Origin of the sequence: Planococcus beijingensis (assembly GCF_016820615.1) — a bacterium.
Classification (GTDB): Bacteria; Bacillota; Bacilli; order Bacillales_A; family Planococcaceae; genus Planococcus; species Planococcus notacanthi.
In genome coordinates this window covers 239,291-257,860 of record NZ_JADHDZ010000004.1, presented here as the reverse complement: position 1 = coordinate 257,860, position 18,570 = coordinate 239,291, and the positions used below count along the sequence as shown (strand labels likewise).

19 protein-coding genes and 1 riboswitch are annotated in these 18,570 nt (G+C 44.4%); of the genes, 16 read left to right on the top strand and 3 right to left on the bottom strand.

Going from position 1 to position 18,570, the window contains the following annotated elements:
- The 4 genes from IRE19_RS12250 to IRE19_RS12235 all read left to right on the top strand — a co-directional run bounded on the left by IRE19_RS12250 (position 1) and on the right by IRE19_RS12235 (position 3,451).
- Positions 1–777, top strand: a complete 777-nt coding sequence (locus tag IRE19_RS12250) for an ATP-binding cassette domain-containing protein (RefSeq protein ID WP_203340601.1) — start codon at positions 1–3, stop codon at positions 775–777.
- Complete coding sequence (locus tag IRE19_RS12245; RefSeq protein ID WP_203340600.1) at positions 761–1,468, top strand: ABC transporter ATP-binding protein; 708 nt, start codon at positions 761–763, stop codon at positions 1,466–1,468. The genes IRE19_RS12250 and IRE19_RS12245 overlap by 17 nt, the downstream gene beginning before the upstream one ends.
- Positions 1,469–1,554: 86 nt before the next feature.
- Entirely contained in the window at positions 1,555–2,757 is a 1,203-nt protein-coding gene (locus IRE19_RS12240; RefSeq protein WP_203340599.1) for an ABC transporter substrate-binding protein, read from the top strand.
- 118 nt (positions 2,758–2,875) lie between these two features.
- The gene (locus IRE19_RS12235; protein ID WP_203340598.1) at positions 2,876–3,451 is read left to right on the top strand and encodes a TetR/AcrR family transcriptional regulator; all 576 of its coding nucleotides are present in this window, start codon (positions 2,876–2,878) and stop codon (positions 3,449–3,451) included.
- 174 nt (positions 3,452–3,625) lie between these two features.
- Here the strand turns inward: IRE19_RS12235 and IRE19_RS12230 are convergent, their stop codons facing one another.
- Positions 3,626–4,210, bottom strand: a complete 585-nt coding sequence (locus IRE19_RS12230; protein WP_203340597.1) for a methylated-DNA--[protein]-cysteine S-methyltransferase — start codon at positions 4,208–4,210, stop codon at positions 3,626–3,628.
- A gap of 193 nt (positions 4,211–4,403) precedes the next feature.
- Between IRE19_RS12230 and IRE19_RS12225 the strand changes: the two genes are divergently transcribed.
- From IRE19_RS12225 to IRE19_RS12180, 10 genes are all read left to right on the top strand, one after another.
- On the top strand, positions 4,404–4,556 hold the full coding sequence (locus IRE19_RS12225; protein ID WP_203340596.1) for a hypothetical protein: 153 nt from the start codon (positions 4,404–4,406) through the stop codon (positions 4,554–4,556).
- 106 nt (positions 4,557–4,662) lie between these two features.
- Positions 4,663–5,625, top strand: coding sequence for a hypothetical protein (locus tag IRE19_RS12220; protein ID WP_203340595.1), 963 nt, complete (start codon positions 4,663–4,665; stop codon positions 5,623–5,625).
- 160 nt (positions 5,626–5,785) lie between these two features.
- Positions 5,786–7,450, top strand: coding sequence for a formate--tetrahydrofolate ligase (locus tag IRE19_RS12215; protein ID WP_203340594.1), 1,665 nt, complete (start codon positions 5,786–5,788; stop codon positions 7,448–7,450).
- Between the two features lie 164 nt (positions 7,451–7,614).
- On the top strand, positions 7,615–9,114 hold the full coding sequence (locus tag IRE19_RS12210; protein WP_203340593.1) for a carboxylesterase/lipase family protein: 1,500 nt from the start codon (positions 7,615–7,617) through the stop codon (positions 9,112–9,114).
- A 31-nt stretch (positions 9,115–9,145) separates the two neighbouring features.
- A complete protein-coding gene (locus tag IRE19_RS12205) occupies positions 9,146–9,376 on the top strand; it encodes a hypothetical protein (protein ID WP_203340592.1) in 231 nt (76 codons plus the stop codon).
- 115 nt (positions 9,377–9,491) lie between these two features.
- Positions 9,492–10,805, top strand: coding sequence for a DUF4139 domain-containing protein (locus IRE19_RS12200; RefSeq protein WP_203340591.1), 1,314 nt, complete (start codon positions 9,492–9,494; stop codon positions 10,803–10,805).
- Between the two features lie 120 nt (positions 10,806–10,925).
- On the top strand, positions 10,926–11,540 hold the full coding sequence (locus IRE19_RS12195; protein WP_203340590.1) for a PH domain-containing protein: 615 nt from the start codon (positions 10,926–10,928) through the stop codon (positions 11,538–11,540).
- A gap of 132 nt (positions 11,541–11,672) precedes the next feature.
- The gene (locus IRE19_RS12190) at positions 11,673–12,077 is read left to right on the top strand and encodes an acyl-CoA thioesterase (protein ID WP_203340589.1); all 405 of its coding nucleotides are present in this window, start codon (positions 11,673–11,675) and stop codon (positions 12,075–12,077) included.
- A gap of 76 nt (positions 12,078–12,153) precedes the next feature.
- A riboswitch (purine riboswitch) is annotated at positions 12,154–12,255 on the top strand.
- Between the two features lie 147 nt (positions 12,256–12,402).
- Positions 12,403–12,990 carry a xanthine phosphoribosyltransferase gene (locus IRE19_RS12185; protein WP_203340588.1) on the top strand — a complete coding sequence of 196 codons (588 nt, stop codon included), beginning with the start codon at positions 12,403–12,405 and terminating at the stop codon, positions 12,988–12,990.
- A complete protein-coding gene (locus tag IRE19_RS12180; RefSeq protein WP_203340587.1) occupies positions 12,987–14,306 on the top strand; it encodes a nucleobase:cation symporter-2 family protein in 1,320 nt (439 codons plus the stop codon). Before IRE19_RS12185 ends, IRE19_RS12180 begins: the two co-directional genes overlap by 4 nt.
- 43 nt (positions 14,307–14,349) lie before the next feature.
- Here IRE19_RS12180 and IRE19_RS12175 read toward each other — a convergent pair whose 3' ends face one another.
- Positions 14,350–15,354 carry an alpha/beta hydrolase gene (locus IRE19_RS12175; RefSeq protein ID WP_238943201.1) on the bottom strand — a complete coding sequence of 335 codons (1,005 nt, stop codon included), beginning with the start codon at positions 15,352–15,354 and terminating at the stop codon, positions 14,350–14,352.
- Between the two features lie 253 nt (positions 15,355–15,607).
- Here IRE19_RS12175 and IRE19_RS12170 point away from each other — a divergent pair, with 253 nt between their 5' ends.
- Together IRE19_RS12170 and IRE19_RS12165 are read left to right on the top strand one after the other, a co-directional pair.
- Positions 15,608–16,345 carry a hypothetical protein gene (locus IRE19_RS12170; RefSeq protein WP_203340585.1) on the top strand — a complete coding sequence of 246 codons (738 nt, stop codon included), beginning with the start codon at positions 15,608–15,610 and terminating at the stop codon, positions 16,343–16,345.
- A 111-nt stretch (positions 16,346–16,456) separates the two neighbouring features.
- Complete coding sequence (locus tag IRE19_RS12165; RefSeq protein WP_203340584.1) at positions 16,457–17,395, top strand: ring-cleaving dioxygenase; 939 nt, start codon at positions 16,457–16,459, stop codon at positions 17,393–17,395.
- Positions 17,396–17,489: 94 nt separating this feature from the next.
- Here the strand turns inward: IRE19_RS12165 and IRE19_RS12160 are convergent, their stop codons facing one another.
- Complete coding sequence (locus IRE19_RS12160) at positions 17,490–18,398, bottom strand: proline dehydrogenase family protein (RefSeq protein WP_203340583.1); 909 nt, start codon at positions 18,396–18,398, stop codon at positions 17,490–17,492.
- Positions 18,399–18,570 lie beyond the last annotated feature (172 nt).

Genomic DNA, 18,570 nt, shown 5'->3' with positions numbered 1-18,570 from the left:
GTGGCATTTATTGAAGTGAAGGGAATCACCAAGAAATTCGGTGGCCTGACTGCTGTCGACAATGTGGATTTTGAAATAGAGCAAGGGAAAATCACTGCAATCATCGGTCCGAATGGAGCAGGAAAATCTACTTTCTTTAATTTGATCAACGGTTTTCATAAGCCGACATCCGGCCGGATTTTATTTGAAGGAGAAGACATTACAAAGATACCAGTGCATAAAGGTGCGCACCTAGGCATTGCAAGAACGTTCCAGACAACACATTTATTCGAACAATCGACGGTCGTCGATAATGTCATCGTGGGCCACCGTTTGCGGACGAAATCGAATTTGTTCGATGCGGTATTCCGAACGCGGCGGGAAAAGCAGGAAGAAAAGAAAGCTTACGAAATCGCCATGGGGGCGTTGGAATTTGTCGGAATGGCGCATTTAGCGGATACACCGGTTTCCACCATCACACAAGAAGCGAAAAAAAGGGTAGCGATTGCCTTGGCTCTTGCGACAGGTCCAAAAGTGATGTTTCTTGATGAACCGGCTGCCGGCATCAATCCGGAAGAAACGGACGGACTGGCACAGCTGATGAAAAAAATAGCAGCCAGCGGCATTACGGTATGCACCATCGAGCACAAGATGCAGATGATTATGGGGATGGCCGACAAAATCATGGTCTTGAATCAAGGCGCGAAAATTGCGGAAGGTACCCCTGATGAAATAAAGAATAATCCGGTGGTCATTGAAGCCTATTTGGGAGGTGAAGCGATTGCTGAAGTTAACTGATGTAACTGTAAGATTCGGTGCGTTCCAGGCACTCAACAATATCAACATCGAAGTGGAGGAAGGGGAATTGGTGGTCCTGCTTGGAGCCAATGGTGCCGGGAAAAGCACGATTTTCAACGCCATCAGTGGACTGAGTAAGCCTGCAGTAGGCGATATCCGATTTTTGGGGGAGAGTGTCAAAGGCAATTCACCTGACCGAATGGTGAAAGTCGGCGTCGTCCAATGCCCTGAAGGAAAAAAACTTTTTCCGGATATGACCGTCCAGCAGAATTTGATGATGGGCGGTTTTGTCCACCGGGGCAAAAAAACACAACTGAAAAATTCGTTGGAAGAAGTCTATGAGCTGTTTGGAATTTTAAGGGACAAGAAAGATGATTCGGCAGGTTCATTGAGTGGGGGGCAACAGCAGATGCTGGCAATCGGCCGGGCCTTGATGTCCAAACCGAAGCTGATCATGTTGGATGAGCCTTCCATTGGCCTTGCTCCACTGATTGTGGAACAGATGTTTTCAATCATCCAGAAAATCAATCAGAGCGGTACGACCGTGCTGCTTGCGGAACAGAATGCCAATGCTGCTTTGAAAATTGCGGACCGTGGCTATGTGATTGAAAATGGTGCAGTTGTTTTAAAAGGCAGCAGTGCTGAACTATTTAATAATGATGCGATTCGGAAAGCCTATATCGGCGCCTAATGCATGACAATTGGAATTTAAGGAGGTGAGACTCCGCTTCTCGGGTTGCCGCATTAAAAATTCAAGATAAAAGGGGAGATAACTTTATGCACTCATTGAAAAAAGTTCTGTTTGGCGGATTGCTGTTTCTATTGATTTTCATTGTATCAGCTTGTGGAAATGAAGAGGCGTCACCAGATGCAGAAGGCAGCTCAGGCAGTTCAGGGGAGTCTGGCGGAGAAATTACCATCGGCTATAGTGGACCATTAAGCGGACCTGCAGCAACTTACGGAGAAGAAACTTTAAAAGGATTGGAAATGGCTGTAAAAGATATCAATGAAGAAGGTGGAATAGAAGTGGACGGGAAAAATTACACGTTCGCTGTTTCTACTTTGGATGACAAATACTTGCCGAATGAAACGGCAGCCAACGCTAAACGCCTTGTACAGGAAGAAGACGCGAAGTTTATCTACAGCCCGCACAGCGGCGGTATTTACGCTATGCAAGTATTTAATGAAATGGAAGATTTCGTCATTATGGGATACACAAGTGAACCGGGTGTCACAGATCAAGGCAACACATTGAACGTCCGGATTCCTCCTCGTTATGACCAATATTTAGAGCCGTTTACAGAGTATGAAATGGAACGTTTCGGTGAGAAAATCGCATTCCTTCCAACTGCAAGCCAATACGGAAAAGACTGGTCTGAAATGCTTCAGCCGGTTTGGGAAGAAAAAGGCGGGGAAGTGGTCTTTAATGAATCCATCGATTTCAGCAAAGACACAGATTTCCAGACCATTGTATCGAATGCTCTAGAACAGGATCCGGATGTTATGTTCATTGGCGGTCCATCTGAACCGACAGCGCTAGTGGCAAAGCAGGCACGCGATCTTGGATTTGAAGGCGGATTCCTGATTATGGACCAAGCGAAACTGGATGAAATGGCTGCTGTTCTGGGTGGCGATTACAGTATGCTTGAAGGGGCGATTTCCACGACGCCATTGGTCAAATCGGAATTCCCAGGCACTGCGGAATATGTTGCGAAATACAAAGAAAACAATGACCGGGATCCGAGCGCAGAGTCAGCTTTCCATTACGTTTCAATGTATGTATTGGCAGAAGCGATGAAAGCTGCTGGAACGGTGGATGATACAAAAGCCATCATGGCAGCAATGGATGAAGGAGCCAAAAACCTTCCGGAAAACAAACAAGTGTATACAGTTCCTGGAGTCGGAGAAGACGGTGGCTTCGGTTCAATGCTCCGCGTTTCTTATATTGAAGATGGTGAAATAATAGTGGTCGGTGATTAACGCTGAAACCAGAGGAGAGTACAGCCTGTACTCTCTTTTGCTTTATCTTTATGGATGGAGGCAAAAGAAATGTTATAATACGACAAGGCTTTTAAGACTAAGAAAGGCAGTGGGCTGCGTGAAAAGTGAACTAATCAAACAAAGCATCAATCTTTTTGTGGAGAAAGGATTCAGTGCCACTTCCATACAAGATATCGTTGATACAATCGGGGTAACAAAAGGTTCTTTCTATTATCATTTCAAAAGCAAGGAAGCACTTTTGATGGATATCCATTCGCATTATATTGATGATCTGTTAAGAAGGCAGAGGGCCATTCTGGATACTGAGAAAAGCCATAAGGATAAGTTGATGGCCATTGTTGAACTCATTATTGTCGATATTGAAAAACAAGGGGCAGTAGGCCGTGTGTATTTCCGTGAAATTCGCCATTTAAAAGAAGAGAATGCAGCCATCATCCGGGAAAAACGGGCTGATTTCCGCAACAATATCGAAGTGTTGCTGAAAGAAGGCATTGAAGCGAATGAATTCAGAAAAGAGCTGCAGCCTAAAATCATTACATTTGCCATTTTGGGCATCACGAATTGGAGCTACCAATGGTTCAATGTCGAAGGCAGTTTGACCGTAAAAGAACTTTCTGCGATGTATACGGATTTTATCCTGCATGGCATTCAATCTCCTGATGCGTCCAACTAAAAGCAAACCCGTACTTCAATCACTGGAGTCGGGGGTTTGCTTTTTTTTATCCCGCTTTAACGGTCAGTAAGACTCCCGCTTGTAGAAGCGGGAGTCTTACTGACCGTTAAAGTCCGATTGGATCGGGCCGACAGGATGTCGGTTACATAGGCGTTGCCGCAGGACGCGGCGCGTTTAGCCTATGTTCTGCTTTTTATCAGTGGGGGGTGAAGAAAACCCCACTGATTGAAGTTTCTCTTTATTGCTGTTTTGAATTTCCAGATCCAGCAAAAACCGCTTGAAATCAAGTCCACCTCTGTAACCGCCGATGGTGCCATTTTTGCTGATGACCCGGTGGCATGGCACAGTGATGAGCAAAGGGTTTGCACCGATGGCGGAGGCAACTGCCCGCACAGCTGAAGGCTTGCCAATCTGTTCAGCAATTTCGGAGTACGTAACGGTTTGGCCGTAAGGAATCTTGTGGAGTGCTTCCCAGACTTGTTGCTGAAAAGTTGTTCCTGCTGCATCGGCAGACAAAGAAAATTCCTGTTGGGACCCGTCCAGGTAAGCTGTTAATTCTTGTTTAGAGTCCGACAGCAAACTGTCGTTTTGTTCCAGGATTGCCGCTGGAAAATGCTTATGGATATAAACCGATAACTCGCTCAAGCTGTCACCGGGTGAGCCGATGTAACACAAACCGTTTTCAGTGTTGGCGATGTGCAATTGCCATTGGCCATGTTCAAAAATAGACCAATAAATGCGGGAACCATTTGTGCGCATGCGTTTCTCATCCTTTCTGATAGTTGAAGAGTTTTCTTGAATAGGGTGGTTGTGTATCTGAGCTGTTACTTCTTACTTTCTTCAAAATAAGGTTTTAGTACAGGAAAAGCAAGCGGATGAAATAGTGAAAAAAGCGCAGTTTTAATAAACGCGACGCGGGAATAAACAAACTAGAAGAAAGGGAGGGATTACGATGGCAAGAGATAAAAATTTAGAGGAATTAAAGCAAAAGCAGCTGGAAAAAGAACAGAGAGAACAGGAAAATGAGATGGAAATGACAGACAGCGGACGGATCCCCAATTTGGAAGACGACACGGAAGAGCGTACAGAAGAGAAAGAACAATAGCAGCTGACTTGATTTCCCGTATCCTGGTTTCGACCGGGGTGCGGGTTTTTCATGGGAAGGCGTGTTACTATAGACATTATCAAAAAATAAAGAGAGAGTGGTCTATATGTTCAACTCCTTAATTGAGTTAATGGAAGCGAAAGATTTGAAAGACAAGCGTTCAATTCCATGGAATCAAATATGCCAAGAAGAGCGATTATCCGAACGATTCATTAAAGAAAACGTGGACCAAGTGAATTGGAAGCTGATTTCAAGCCATCAGAAATTGTCTGAGGGGTTCATCCGTAAGTATAGAAACCGTCTGTTTTGGGATGAAATCATTAAAGCTCAAAAGCTTTCCGAAACCTTTATCGAGAAATTCGCAGATGAAAAGAAATGGCGCCCGATTGCGAAAGAAGAGCTGAGCAAAAAGCAGCAAAAGACATTCGAAAAAGAAGGACAGCCATTCGATTCAACAAAGTATTGGAAGTTTGTCTCGATGAAGCAGCAGTTGGCCAACTCCAAAGGATTGTCGCCTGCGTTTATTGAAAAGCACCAAGACAAATTAGATTGGACAGAGTTGTGCCGCCATCAGTATTTGCCGATGCCGCTGATCCATCGCCATGCCCGCAAAGTGGACTGGGCACTGGTGACGCGCCATCAAGTTTTATCCGAACGTTTTATCGAGAAGTACAGCAATGACGTCGAATGGGAAACCATCACTTTTCATCAATCGCTATCCGAACGCTTCATCAACCGCCACCAAGCGAAAATGAGTTTTATTTCAGCGGAAGAAGGGCGTTCTGAAGCCTTTTTATATACCCATTTCAACAAGTTGGATGCGGCGTCGATTCTGGAACATCAACAATTACAGAATGTAAAAAAGTATGATCCTTTGGACGTCTATGTGCTGACTAAAAATGGCGAAAAGAAATACATTTTGAAGTTTCACGATCTTACGGAAAGTTCAGAACCGGTCCGGAAAGCCGATGAAGAGGAGCTTTACGAGCACTTGGAAGAACACGATTTATTGGCAACCGCAGGAGAAGATTTTCCTGAACTGTTGATCGTCGGTGACCTGCATTTCTGATAAGGATTAGTCCTTTATGGAAATTGCTGATGATCAGGAAAAATCGAAAACTGATTGATGCAAATAACCGCCTCTTTGTCAGATGGAGAGACGGTTATTTTTTGTTTTTGCGGAAAACAGGTTATACTGAATAAAAAAATTGAAAGTTGGGATTCTATACATGGCGTTTACTGATTTATCAATTGCGAGCGAAGCGACGATCCAGCCAATTTTGGAAATTGCAGAACAGGCGGGGATCTCTAAAGAAGCCTTGGAATTATACGGAAACTACAAAGCGAAAATAAACGTGGACCAATTGCCGCCAGTCCAAAAAATGGGACAAGTGGTGCTGGTGACAGCAATTAGCCCAACACCTGCAGGAGAAGGAAAGTCTACTGTGACTGTAGGGTTGGCGGATGCCTTCAAGCAATTGAATGAATCAGTGGCCGTGGCGTTGCGTGAACCCTCTTTGGGACCGGTAATGGGTGTTAAAGGCGGAGCTACTGGCGGCGGGTTTGCGCAAGTACTGCCAATGGAAGACATCAATCTGCATTTCACAGGAGATATCCACGCCATTACATCAGCGAATAATGCATTGGCAGCCTTGATCGACAATCACTTGCACCAAGGAAATGTCTTGAAAATCGACCCGCGCCGCATCACCTGGAAGCGTGCGCTGGACATCAATGACCGAGCTTTACGGCAAGTGACCATCGGCCTTGGTGGGCCTGGACAAGGAGTGCCAAGGCAAGATGGTTTTGATATTACGGTAGCATCGGAAATTATGGCGGTGCTGTGTTTGGCGGGTTCATTGGCGGACTTGAAAGAACGGTTGGCACAAATGGTCATCGGCTATACGTATGACAGAGATCCTATAACTGTAAGAGACCTTGGAGCGGAAGGGGCTTTGACGCTCTTGCTGAAAGAGGCTTTTAAGCCGAACTTGGTGCAGACGATTGAAGGTACGCCTGCTATTATCCACGGCGGTCCGTTTGCGAACATCGCCCACGGCTGCAACTCACTGATTGCCACGAATACGGCAAGAAGAGTGGCCGATATAGTTGTCACAGAAGCGGGATTCGGTGCGGATTTAGGTGCCGAGAAGTTCATGCATATCAAATCAAGAAAAGGCGGTTTCCATCCGGATGCGGTGGTCATTGTGGCGACTGTGCGTGCGCTTAAAATGCATGGGGGCGTTGCGAAAACTCTATTGGCTGAAGAAGATGCGGAAGCGGTCAAACGAGGCATGGTCAATTTAGCAAAGCATGTGGATACGATCCGGCAATTCGGTATCGAGCCGGTTGTAGCATTGAACCGCTTTTCTGGGGACAGCGGAGCGGAATTGGCTGCAGTGCTCGATTGGGCAGAAGCAGAGGGTGTGGCAGTTTCCATGACAGAAGTCTGGGAAAAAGGCGGAGCTGGAGGCATTGCCTTGGCGAGGCTGGTTAAACAGGAACTGGAGCGTCCGACAGATTTCCATCACTTGTATCAGGAAGACGATTCGATCGAAGAAAAACTTCGGACGATTGTCCAGAAAGTTTACGGTGGGGCGGACATTCAATTATCGGATTTGGCTCAAAAGCAACTGGTTGAATTGAAGAAATACGGCTGGGATTCTTTGCCGATCTGTATGGCGAAAACCCAGTACTCGTTATCGGATCAGCCTAAACTGCTGGGTCGGCCAGAAGGGTTCACCATCACGATCCGGGAAATCATTCCGAAGCTCGGAGCGGGATTCTTGGTCTGTCTAACGGGTGACATTATGACGATGCCAGGTCTGCCAAAACAACCTGCTGCTTTGAACATGGATGTTACTTCTGACGGCAAGGCTGTCGGTTTATTTTAAGGAAAAGGACTCGCAGCTTATATGCGGGTCCTTTTTTCTGGTTTTTTAAAAATTGAAATCCTACTCGCTTTAATTTAACTCAATAATCAGAAAAAATAACACCGTTATGGGAAATGAATGGTAGAATATAGGTGTCAAAGCATCATCAGTAAGGGGAGAAAATTATGCCAGGGACCATTGTTGAAAGTATTTACGGAAAGCTGCGAGGCCAGCAACAGGGCAATGTGATTGTTTGGAAAGGCATCCCCTATGCGAAGCCGCCTATCGGCAACCGTCGCTTTCGGGCACCTCAGCCGCCGGAACCATGGGCGGAAGTGCGCGAAGCCCTTCTATTCGGACCATCAGCTATACAAGCCAGCAATGGCATCATGGAGTTTTTAGGAAATCAAGCAGACAACACCAGTGAAGATTGCTTGTACTTGAATGTTTGGTCGCCAGCAGCTGACGGCCATCGCCGTCCGGTTATGGTATGGATCCATGGCGGGGCTTTTACTACTGGTGCCGGATCCAGCAAAACCTATGACGGCAGTTCTTTCGCAACTGAAGGAGACGTTGTCGTTGTCACTTTCAACTACCGTCTGGGTGCTCTTGGATTTTTACATTTAGGGGGCATCGGAGGTGCTGACTTTTCGGGTTCCTGCAATTGTGGCATCTTGGATCAACTGGCTGCACTTCAATGGGTTCAGGACAATATTGAAAAGTTCGGCGGAGATCCGGACCGGGTAACGGTTTTCGGGGAATCTGCCGGTGCGATGAGCATAGGAGTCCTGATGGCGATTCCCAAGGCAAAAGGGCTGTTCCAACAGGCGATCCTGCAAAGTGGGGCAGCAGCAAATGTCCTCAGTTCTTCCATTGCGGAAAAAGTCAGCAGCCGCCTTTTGGCTGCATTGAACATCGGGCATGGAGAAGTAGACAAAATCAGGGAGATTCCAGCGCAGCAATTAGTGGATACGGCTGCTTTGCTTCCGGCGATGAGCCTGGTTCCAGTTATAGAAGGCGATTTGCTTCCAGTACACCCTGAGCAGGCACTTGCCAAAGGGATAGCTAAAGATATGCCGGTACTGATTGGCACAAATAAAGATGAATACCGGCTCTTCAGCTTTTTTGACCCTCGTTGGAAACAAGGGGATCAAGAGGAAATCATTTCGATCTTTGAACATGCATTTGGCCTTAACTGGTTGGGAATTTCACAGTATTTGCTAAATGGAGAAGAATTGAACCAAAACATTTACGATAAGCTGATGACGATGAGCCTATTTACATTTCCCGCGCTGGAGCTTGCAGAACTGCAGGCTAAGCAAGGTGCTCCTGTTTGGATGTATCGTTTCGACTGGGAGACGCCGGTTTTTGGAGGAGAGCTGAAAGCTTGCCATAGCTTGGAGCTTCCGTTTGTCTGGAACACATTATCGAAAGAAGGCACCGAACGGTTGACCGGAAACTCGGAGGAACGGCACAAACTGGCGGAGGAAATACACCATTCCTGGATCAGATTTGCCAGAAGCGGCAATCCCAATGCACCGAAACTGCCGGAGTGGAGAGCTTATAATTTGGAACACCGCCCCGTCATGATTTTTAATCGGGAGAATGTGCTCGTCCATGATCCGAACAGCGAAGAACGAAAAAAATGGAAAAATCTCATGGCGCATCTGGAAAAGTCCCGTTAACAGCAGAAACGGATGAACGGGAGGGACGAATATGAAAAATGAAATCAGGGTCACAGATTTTATTGAACAAGGAACAGCGATCTACATAAAGTCTGAAGTTTACGATCATCAACAAAACCAATGGTACGAAGAAGAACTGAGGTTTTTGGATGAGTTGCTGTATGGCGATTTGGTTCATCCCAGAAAGTCGCCTTTAACAGAACAATGCCGTTTGGAAACCATTGCCTATTTAAAACAGTATTTTGGACGCGCTACCGATTGAACTGACAAATTCCGTCTGTGGATCTTGCAGAGCCATGCCCCGTCTTTTGTGCAAGCGAGTTCTTTTGGTGAATCTAGTTATGGTCAAAACAGGTTCTTGAAAGGGAGAGGTCCGTATGAAATTCCAATCAACGCGCCAGCAACAGACAGCTTTAAGTTTGACTGTTTACAACGATGGATTCGCCTTAGTCAAAGAGACACGAATGATTCCAGGAAACCATGAATTGGAGGAAGTTCAGTTTATGGACATCGCTTCACGGATTGAGACGGATTCCGTCTTGGTTGATGGGCTTCACGTACTCGAACAAAGTTATGATTGCGATTTGATCAGTAAGGAAAAACTCCTGGAGAAATACATTGATGAAGTGTTGACTGTCAGGAATGCGGAATTAGGGGAAGAGATGCAAATCCGGCTTCTCAGTGTGGCAGGCAGTATTATTGGGAAACGGGTCGATACAGAGGAAATCGTAATTGATCCTGTTGGCCAATTGATTCTTCCGGCGCTGCCGGAGGGGTTATTGACAAAACCGACTCTGGTTTGGAAAATAGCGCCTATTGAAACAGACACAGAAGCGAGGATTTCTTATTTGACTCAAGGCTTGGAATGGCGAGCAAATTATGTGGCGGAAATCCGTGATTCTAAGCTGGTTTTTTCAGGCTGGATTCAACTTTCCAACAATAGCGGGATGGATTTTTTCGATAGCCGGCTAAAATTGGCTTCCGGAAAGGTGAACCGATTTGCAGATGCCTATCCACTGAATGAGTCAATCAGGCTGTTTGCCAAAGCAGAGGAACCTGATTCGGCATTTGAAGAACATGGCTTTGCCGATTATCATGCTTACAGCATGGAACGGGCAATAACCATCATGAGGGAACAGACCAAACAAATCAGTTTCCTGAAAGTGGGGAATGCAGCATTTCGCAAGCTTTACAAAGTGGAAACTGGAAGCAAACAAGTAAAAGTCATTCTTGAATTTGATAATACGGAAGCCAATAACTTGGGCATGCCCTTGCCTAAGGGATTGCTCAAAGTATATGAACAAGACCAGGACGGTGAAATGGAGTTTATCGGAGAAAATGCGATTAACCATGTGGCAGACGAACAGAAACTATCCTTGGTGATTGGAGATGCGTTCGATCTCATCAGTAAAAACTGGGAGAAAAAGCGCGACAGACGTGGACATTTTGACTATGTCACGCATGTTTATAAAATAAAGAACCAAAAGGCGGAGAATGTTCGGATCGATGTCAGCCATCGAATACCTGAGCGGATTTGGCAGATGGAATCATCTACACATGATTACGAAGTAAAGCAGTCAAATGAACTTGAATTCCGAGTCCGCATCCCTTCGGGGAAAACTGCCGAAGTGGAATTCACATATAAAGTGGATCGGACCGATGAGCGTCTTAAGCAAAGTCACGAAAAGTGAGAAGCATCCTCTTATTGGGAGCTGATAAAATGAATTTCCTTTTAATGGTGATGTTTTAGCTCGGGTTTGATAAAATTATTTTAAGCATCATCATTTTATGGACAAAGGGGAATTGGTAAGATGTTTAAAAAAATGGCTTCTGAAGCACTTGGATTATCGGATATTGGGAAAATAATTGACCCGCAGGATTTTGACAAAACGGATTCTGATGATTATGTCATGACTGAAGATGGAGAAAAAATCTATTTTCTGATCAAAACAAAAGCGGATGAATATTGCTTCACCAATTTGGCCATCATCCATGTCGATGGAGAAAGTGCCATGTCTTCAAAACGTACGTTGAGACGCTATCCATATTCTCAATACAACATTTCGAATGTTGTTCTTGAAACTGCAGGCAAGATCGATTTAGATGTTGAACTTGCGTTTACTGTAGGGTCGATTCCTTTTAAGATTGATGTCCAAAAACAGCAGGCGGAGCGTTTGACAGACCTGTATAAATCGCTTTTAAGAATTGCTGAACATACGCATGAAAATGCAATCATCATCGATATGGCCAATGACAGCCTGGAAAAAGCGGTGACGGTTCTGCAGAATTCAAGAACGGGTGATGTGGCATTAAGCGATCAGTATTCGAAGCTGACCGATTTTGGTTTTACCTGGATGACATCTGTCCGCAACCAATACCATGTCAAAGACTTTGGCGATGTATTTGAAAAGTACATCAACAATTGAAATGAAAAAGATGGATGCCGAATGGGTGCCATCTTTTTTTTAGTATGGTCCTGCAACAATGAAACTGAAAAATACGGACAGGAAATTAGAGTGACAGTCTAGAGAGCTGCCTGACAATGAAGGAGGAAGCCAATGTATAAAACGATATTGACGCCAAGGGTTTCAGAGACGGATGGTGTGGGCCATATCAACAATACAACCTTGCCGATATGGTTTGAAGCAGCCAGAAATCCCTTATTCGATTTGTTCACACCCGACCACGATTTTGCGAAGTGGAAAATGGTCATTGTGAAGACAGTCTTGGAATTCACGGGGCAAATCTATTTTGGCAAAGACGTGGCAGTGAATGTATGGGTCAAGAAAATCGGCAACAGCAGCCTGGAATTATACGAAGAGCTTTACCAGGAAGGAAATCTTTGCGCACGGAACACGGCCATTTATGTGAATTATGATTTGGACAGCCAGAAATCTGAGAAGATTCCAGAAGCGATCCGCCAGGAATTGGCTAAACACCTTTGGAAAGAAAAAGATAAATAATTTTTTGTCTGAATAAACGGAATACTTATTTAACGGAAGCATCTCTTGAAAAGTGGAAACAGCGTGCTATAATAAGACCATTCAAATACGATTCACTCATATAATCGCGGGGATATGGCCCGCAAGTTTCTACCGGTTTGCCGTAAACGAACTGACTATGAGAAGCAACGAAGCACAGGAAATGCGTCTTTTTGGCGTTTATTTCTTTTTGTTTCCTTTCGAATTTAAGCTCGAAGGACATTGCTCCACTCATGGTTATGGATGGATGCACGTTCTGAGGGCTTTTTTTCTTGCCTTCAGCCGTGACAGAAGAGGAGCTGACAGCATGAAGAAATTACAGGATAAAATCATATCGGACGGCAAAGTCTTGTCGGAATCGGTATTAAAAGTAGATTCATTTTTAAATCACCAAATTGACCCGCCGTTGATGCAGGCAATTGGAGAAGAATTCGCTTCACGCTTTAAAGAAGACGGCATTACAAAAATCCTGACGCTGGAATCTTCAGGGATTGCTCCAGCGATGATGACTGGACTGGTCTTAGGCGTACCGGCGGTATTTGCCAGAAAACGCAAGTCATTGACATTGGTTGACCACATGTACACTGCAAGTGTCCATTCATTTACGAAAAATGAAACCAATGATATTTCCGTATCAAAAGACTTTTTGAAAAAAGAGGATGTTGTGCTGGTCATGGACGATTTCCTGGCCAACGGACAAGCAGCACTGGGCTTATTGGACATTGTTGAACAAGCAGGGGCTAAACTGGCGGGTATTGGCATCGTCATCGAGAAAGGTTTCCAGCCAGGCGGCAAGTTGCTGCGTGAACGCGGCATCCGTATTGAAACCTTAGCGAATATTTCATCATTGGAAAATGGCAGCGTGTCCTTTTATGAGGAGGCGAAAGTTCAATGAAGAAAGCTTTAGGAGAAACAGCTTTAGGATTCCAGCATGTATTGGCTATGTATGCAGGAGCGGTGTTGGTTCCATTAATTGTGGGAGAAGCACTTGGCCTGACGCCAGAGCAATTAACATACCTCGTCGCAATTGATATTCTTCTTTGTGGAGTGGCGACAATTTTGCAGATTGTCAGCAACCGGTTCTTCGGTATCGGGCTTCCTGTAGTGCTGGGCTGTACATTTACTGCAGTTGGACCGATGATTGCAATCGGTGGCCAATATGGGATTTCTGCCATTTATGGGGCGATTCTCGTTTCCGGAGTGTTTGTTGTATTGATCAGCGGGTTTTTCGGGAGCCTCGTGCGTTTCTTTCCGCCAGTTGTTACAGGAACCGTCGTTACGATCATTGGAATTACGCTTATCCCAGTAGCCATCAACAATATGGGTGGAGGGCAGGGAGCGAGTGACTTTGGTTCTCTTGCCAACATCGGCCTATCTTTCGGAACCTTATTGTTCATTGTCATCATGTACCGTTTTTCTACAGGTTTCCTCAGAGCAATCTCTATTCTGTTGGGGCTAATTGTCGGCACTGTGGCTGCTGCTTTTCTTGGAAAAGTGGATGTTTCTCCTATCGCTGATGCTTCGTATTTTCACATGGTTGAGCCCTTTTATTTCGGAATGCCGACATTTGAATGGCCAGCCATCCTGACGATGATTCTGGTGGCCATGGTGTCATTGGTAGAATCGACCGGCGTTTACTTTGCACTTGGTGATATTACGAAAAAGAAACTCAAAGAAAAGGATTTGGCAAAAGGATACCGTGCAGAAGGGTTGGCCATTGTGCTTGGAGGGATATTCAACTCCTTCCCGTACACAGCATTTTCACAAAATGTGGGGCTGATTCAGATGTCGGGCGTCAAATCACGGAAAATCATTCTGATTACGGGAATCATGCTGATCACACTTGGGTTTGTTCCAAAAATCGCAGCGGTCACGACAATCATCCCGCCGTCTGTTCTTGGTGGCGCCATGATTGCGATGTTCGGCATGGTTATCGCGCAAGGCATTAAAATGCTCAGCACCATTATCACGGATTCACAAGAAAACTCCATGATCATTGCCTGCTCTGTCGGAATCGGACTTGGAGTTACAGTAGTTCCTGAATTGTTTGTCCAGTTGCCTTCAAGCGTTCAGATTTTGACAAGCAATGGTATCGTAGCAGGCAGTGTTACAGCTATTGTTTTGAACATCCTGTTCAATATGCTTCCTTCCAAAAAGCGACAGCATGCAACTGCTCCTGCGGTAAAAGAAAGCGCAATGAATCAAGGATGAAAATAAAAATGAGCAAACCGCTTAATTGCGGTTTGCTCATTTTTTATTTGCTGTGCACGAAAAGAAATTGAAGGGTTTTTTTAAATGTGTCTTGTGCATCTTCTGTATTTAAATCGTACTGATATTCGTGCTTCAGGTTTTTCTCGGTTCCTTCAAAAAAAACTGAGCTGAATTGAACTTGATTGTTTTTCAAAACCTCCACCAGTTCAATGGACTGGGAAACGAATGGGTCTGCATCGCCGACTGTTATGAAAACCGGTGGATATTCAGGACTGACATGCTGGACCGTGGAAAGTTCATCGATTTTTGGGAAAGATTCAAAAGGTTCAGCCCCTGTATAAGCTGACAAAAAATAATCGATATTTGGAAAAGCAGTGGCTCGTACAGTGTCTAAATTGTATAGGCCACACAATAGCAATGCTCCTTGCAGTTGGCTATTGGCAATGGCTGGTTGGATGGCCATGGTTTCAGCTAACTCAACATTTGATACCAGCGCTGCCACCTGGCTGGCAATCTGCGCCCCTGCAGAATCGCCTCCTACAAAGACCCTTTCCATGTCGCCGCCATATTCAGCAGCGTGAAGCTGCAAATAAGCAAGAGCCTGGTTGGCCTGCAGCACCGGGCCTGGATAAAGGGCTTCTGGTGCTAATGCATAATCGATATTCGCCACTACATAACCGGCATCTGCTAATGCCAGCGCATAATCCTGGCGGCTGTCTTTGGATCCGCCGACATACCCGCCACCGTGAATCCATAAAATGACCGGCATGGATACAGTGGCATTTTTAGGACGATAGATATCTAGAAAACTGTTAGCCGAATCACTGTACGACAAGTTTTTGATGATCTTGACCCGCTCAGTAATTTCATTGATGTCAGGTGGAGGGCTAAAAACAGCAGAACCCGAAAGTTGAAGGGAAGCTGAAGCATCGGAAGAAGCATTAATTTCCTCAAAAATGATGACGGCAAAGATAAGCGCGACCAGAGAGGCAGAAGCGATCCAATTTTTTTGAGTCCAAGTTTTGGCTTTAGCTCTCACACGATTCATCCTTTAAAGTGAATTTTCATTGATGGTGTTAAGGTGATAATCGATCCGTTAAGAATAAATTTGGTGTTCTATTGCCTGCTATATTGTCCAGCGTCTTTATATAATAGCTATGCTAACACGAATAAAGACAGGGACCAAAGAATTAAGTTCACTAAAAAGAAATATATTTGTAATGGTTAAAAGACGGGTATGTAATACAAAAAGGGTATTCAATCGGGTAAGGCTTTTTTAGGCTTTCGAAAGGAGTGAGCGGATGTTTGGATTAGCCGATTTAATATCGTTGATCATTTCTGCATTTATTATTTTACCGGTTGTTGTTTTTTTGAGAGAATCGGGTTATTTAGTGATGAGTTTGATATTGGGAGTAAAGAACCCAAGAATGACGATTGGTTCAGGACCGCGGATCGTTAAGATTGGGATGTTTGATATCCGGAGATACTACCATTTATATAGTTGGTTTTCTTACGACTCACTGAAAAGACAAGGAAAGTTTGCCTATGTATCGTTGTATGCAGGCCCAATCTTAGTGAATATGATTGTAGCCTTAATCATAAATGCCCTGTTGGCAAATGGCATAATTGAAGAGTATGCGACGTTTTGGGACCGCTTTGTCTTTTACGCCTTTTATTATGTAGTATTTGATATTGTGCCGATGAAAACTGCAAACGGTATGCCGAATAACGGGCTGATTATTTATGAAATGTTCCGATACGGCAGGAGAACCGACTTTAATAACGAGCCATTCCTACCGTCTACTTCTGAAGTAGAAGAAGAGTACCAAGAGGATATGGAAAAAATAGAAGAAGTTAAAGAGCAGCAAAAAGAACAAATTGAAGAAGAACAGAAAAAGTCGAATATTTCTTCGGCTGAAGAAAAACAGATCAAAGCAGAAATTGAAGAAGACAAAAGAGAAACTCAGGAATATTTGGAGAAAGTTAAAGATAATAAGCAAAAAGATCTGGAGAAGCATGAAGACAATCTGCCGAAGTAATTTTGCTGTGTCTTGTCGCTCTACGAAATCAGAAGAGATATCTTTAGTTCGAGATAATGAAGTGATAAGATAAGTACGTAGATATAAAGTAAGACGAAGGAGTGCAGCAGAATGTCGAAACAATCAATGGGAATTCACCATATTACAGCAATTGTTGGAGATCCACAGGAAAACGTAGATTTTTATGCAGGAGTATTGGGGTTGCGGCTGGTAAAGAAAACAGTAAACTTTGACGATCCAGACACCTATCATTTGTACTTTGGAGACGAAACAGCGAAACCCGGCACCATCATCACCTTCTTTCCGTGGGGAAATGCCTATAAAGGGAAAATCGGTGATGGCCAAGTAGGCGTAACAAGCTATGCGGTTCCATCTGGCGCTTTAGTGTTTTGGCAAAAGAGACTGGAAAAATTTAAAGTTCCGTTTTTAATAGAAACCCGTTTTGGCGAACAGTATATAAGTTTTGATGATCCACATGGCCTGCATCTGGAGCTGGTTGAACGGCAGGATGGAGAATCGAACACGTGGGAAATCGGCGAAATGACGAAAGATGTGGCCATTAAAGGCTTTGGCGGAGCCACACTGTATACAGCCAATACAGAGAAAACGGCTGAATTGCTGGAGACGGTCATGGGCCTTGAAAAAATCGGTGAAGAAGATGATTTGATGCGCTTCCGTGCGGCAAGTGACCTTGGCAACCTGATTGATGTAAAATTGTCCCGAGTCGGTACAGGGCAGATGGGTGTTGGGACAGTTCACCATATTGCATGGCGGGCACAGGATGATGCAGACCAATTGGATTGGAAAGAGCAAGTGGAAGCCTATGGACTTGGCGTAACTCCGGTCCAGGACCGAAATTATTTTAATGCCATTTATTTCCGCGAATACGGAGATCTTCTATTTGAAATCGCCACCGATCCACCAGGATTCGCGATTGATGAATCACCTGAAGCACTCGGCGAAGCTTTAATGCTGCCAGAGCAATACGAAAGCCAAAGAAAAAATCTTCAGCGGAACCTGCCGCCAATTCAAGTAAGAAATGTGGATTGAAGAAACATAGAAGTGGCCAAAGAGAAAAGTAGCAAGTGGCCATCATATAGAAATAACAAAGAAGCACCTCCAGAAAACCTGGAGGTGCTTTCTGTTATTTGGATACGAAACTTTTCAATGCCAAGTTGATATTTTGAGGGCGTTCAGCCAGTCGTCTCATGTAATAAGCGTACCAGTCTTGGCCAAAAGGGACATAGGTAGTGAAAGAATAGCCTTCTTTTGCCAGATCTTTTTGCATTTCTGTCCGAAAGCCATAGAGCATCTGGAATTCAAAGCTGTTCAAAGGAATGTTCTTTTCTTTTACAAAAGCTTTAACTTCTTCGATAATGTGATGGTCATGCGTCGCAATGGATGTATATCCAGAAGATTGAAGGTGAATTTTAATCAGTTTCAAGTAGTTATCATCAATTTCTTCTTTGTCCTGCAAAGAGACTTCTTCGCTTTCCTTATAAGCCCCTTTTACGAGGCGGAGACGGACATTCTGAAGGTTTTCAATGTCTTTTTCAGATCGGTATAAATAAGCTTGGATGACGGTTCCGACATTGTCATATTCTTTAAGCAAGGCTTCAAGAATATCAAGTGTTTGCTGGAGATGGGCGTAATCTTCCATATCCAAGTTGATGAAAATATCATAGCGGGCAGCAGCTGCCACGATTTCCTGAATATTTTTCAAGCTAAAAGCGAAATCGACGTCGAGGCCGATTTGTGTTAATTTAACAGACATATGAGCGTTCACGCCGTAGACTTGAATGGCTTCCAACGTTTCCAGGATGGCCTCTTTAGCTTGAATCGCTTCCTCTTTGGTCCTTACGAATTCACCGAGATTATCGATAGTGGCACCGATTCCATTGGCATTTAGTTCCTTTACCGACTGCATCATACTGTTGATGTCAGTTCCCGCAACAACTTTGCCGGCACCCAATTTCAAGCCCCATTTTTTAGCACCGCTGTTTAACGCCTGATTTTTGGATAACGCAATGAAAAAGCTTCTTGTTACTCCCACTCCTAATTCCTCCAATACTGTTATAACACTATGTCGATAGGCCACACTCTTAGAACAGGGAAACGCTTTGCTCAATGAAATACAGTCGGTTTTCCGGAAGGAATTGCTGTATAATTCATTGTTATCTCAGAGCATATCACATATTTACTGAAAACAAAAAATATTGGGAAGG

Bases quoted from the DNA above. Each gene is read 5' to 3' on its own strand.
- IRE19_RS12240 (WP_203340599.1), top strand. From the start codon at position 1,555: ATGCACTCATTGAAAAAAGTTCTGTTTGGCGGATTGCTGTTTCTATTG.
- IRE19_RS12230 (WP_203340597.1), bottom strand. From the start codon at position 4,210: ATGCGCACAAATGGTTCCCGCATTTATTGGTCTATTTTTGAACATGGC.
- IRE19_RS12225 (WP_203340596.1), top strand. From the start codon at position 4,404: ATGGCAAGAGATAAAAATTTAGAGGAATTAAAGCAAAAGCAGCTGGAA.
- IRE19_RS12220 (WP_203340595.1), top strand. From the start codon at position 4,663: ATGTTCAACTCCTTAATTGAGTTAATGGAAGCGAAAGATTTGAAAGAC.
- IRE19_RS12215 (WP_203340594.1), top strand. From the start codon at position 5,786: ATGGCGTTTACTGATTTATCAATTGCGAGCGAAGCGACGATCCAGCCA.
- IRE19_RS12210 (WP_203340593.1), top strand. From the start codon at position 7,615: ATGCCAGGGACCATTGTTGAAAGTATTTACGGAAAGCTGCGAGGCCAG.
- IRE19_RS12205 (WP_203340592.1), top strand. From the start codon at position 9,146: ATGAAAAATGAAATCAGGGTCACAGATTTTATTGAACAAGGAACAGCG.
- IRE19_RS12200 (WP_203340591.1), top strand. From the start codon at position 9,492: ATGAAATTCCAATCAACGCGCCAGCAACAGACAGCTTTAAGTTTGACT.
- IRE19_RS12195 (WP_203340590.1), top strand. From the start codon at position 10,926: ATGTTTAAAAAAATGGCTTCTGAAGCACTTGGATTATCGGATATTGGG.
- IRE19_RS12190 (WP_203340589.1), top strand. From the start codon at position 11,673: ATGTATAAAACGATATTGACGCCAAGGGTTTCAGAGACGGATGGTGTG.
- IRE19_RS12185 (WP_203340588.1), top strand. From the start codon at position 12,403: ATGAAGAAATTACAGGATAAAATCATATCGGACGGCAAAGTCTTGTCG.
- IRE19_RS12180 (WP_203340587.1), top strand. From the start codon at position 12,987: ATGAAGAAAGCTTTAGGAGAAACAGCTTTAGGATTCCAGCATGTATTG.
- IRE19_RS12175 (WP_238943201.1), bottom strand. From the start codon at position 15,354: ATGAATCGTGTGAGAGCTAAAGCCAAAACTTGGACTCAAAAAAATTGG.
- IRE19_RS12170 (WP_203340585.1), top strand. From the start codon at position 15,608: ATGTTTGGATTAGCCGATTTAATATCGTTGATCATTTCTGCATTTATT.
- IRE19_RS12165 (WP_203340584.1), top strand. From the start codon at position 16,457: ATGTCGAAACAATCAATGGGAATTCACCATATTACAGCAATTGTTGGA.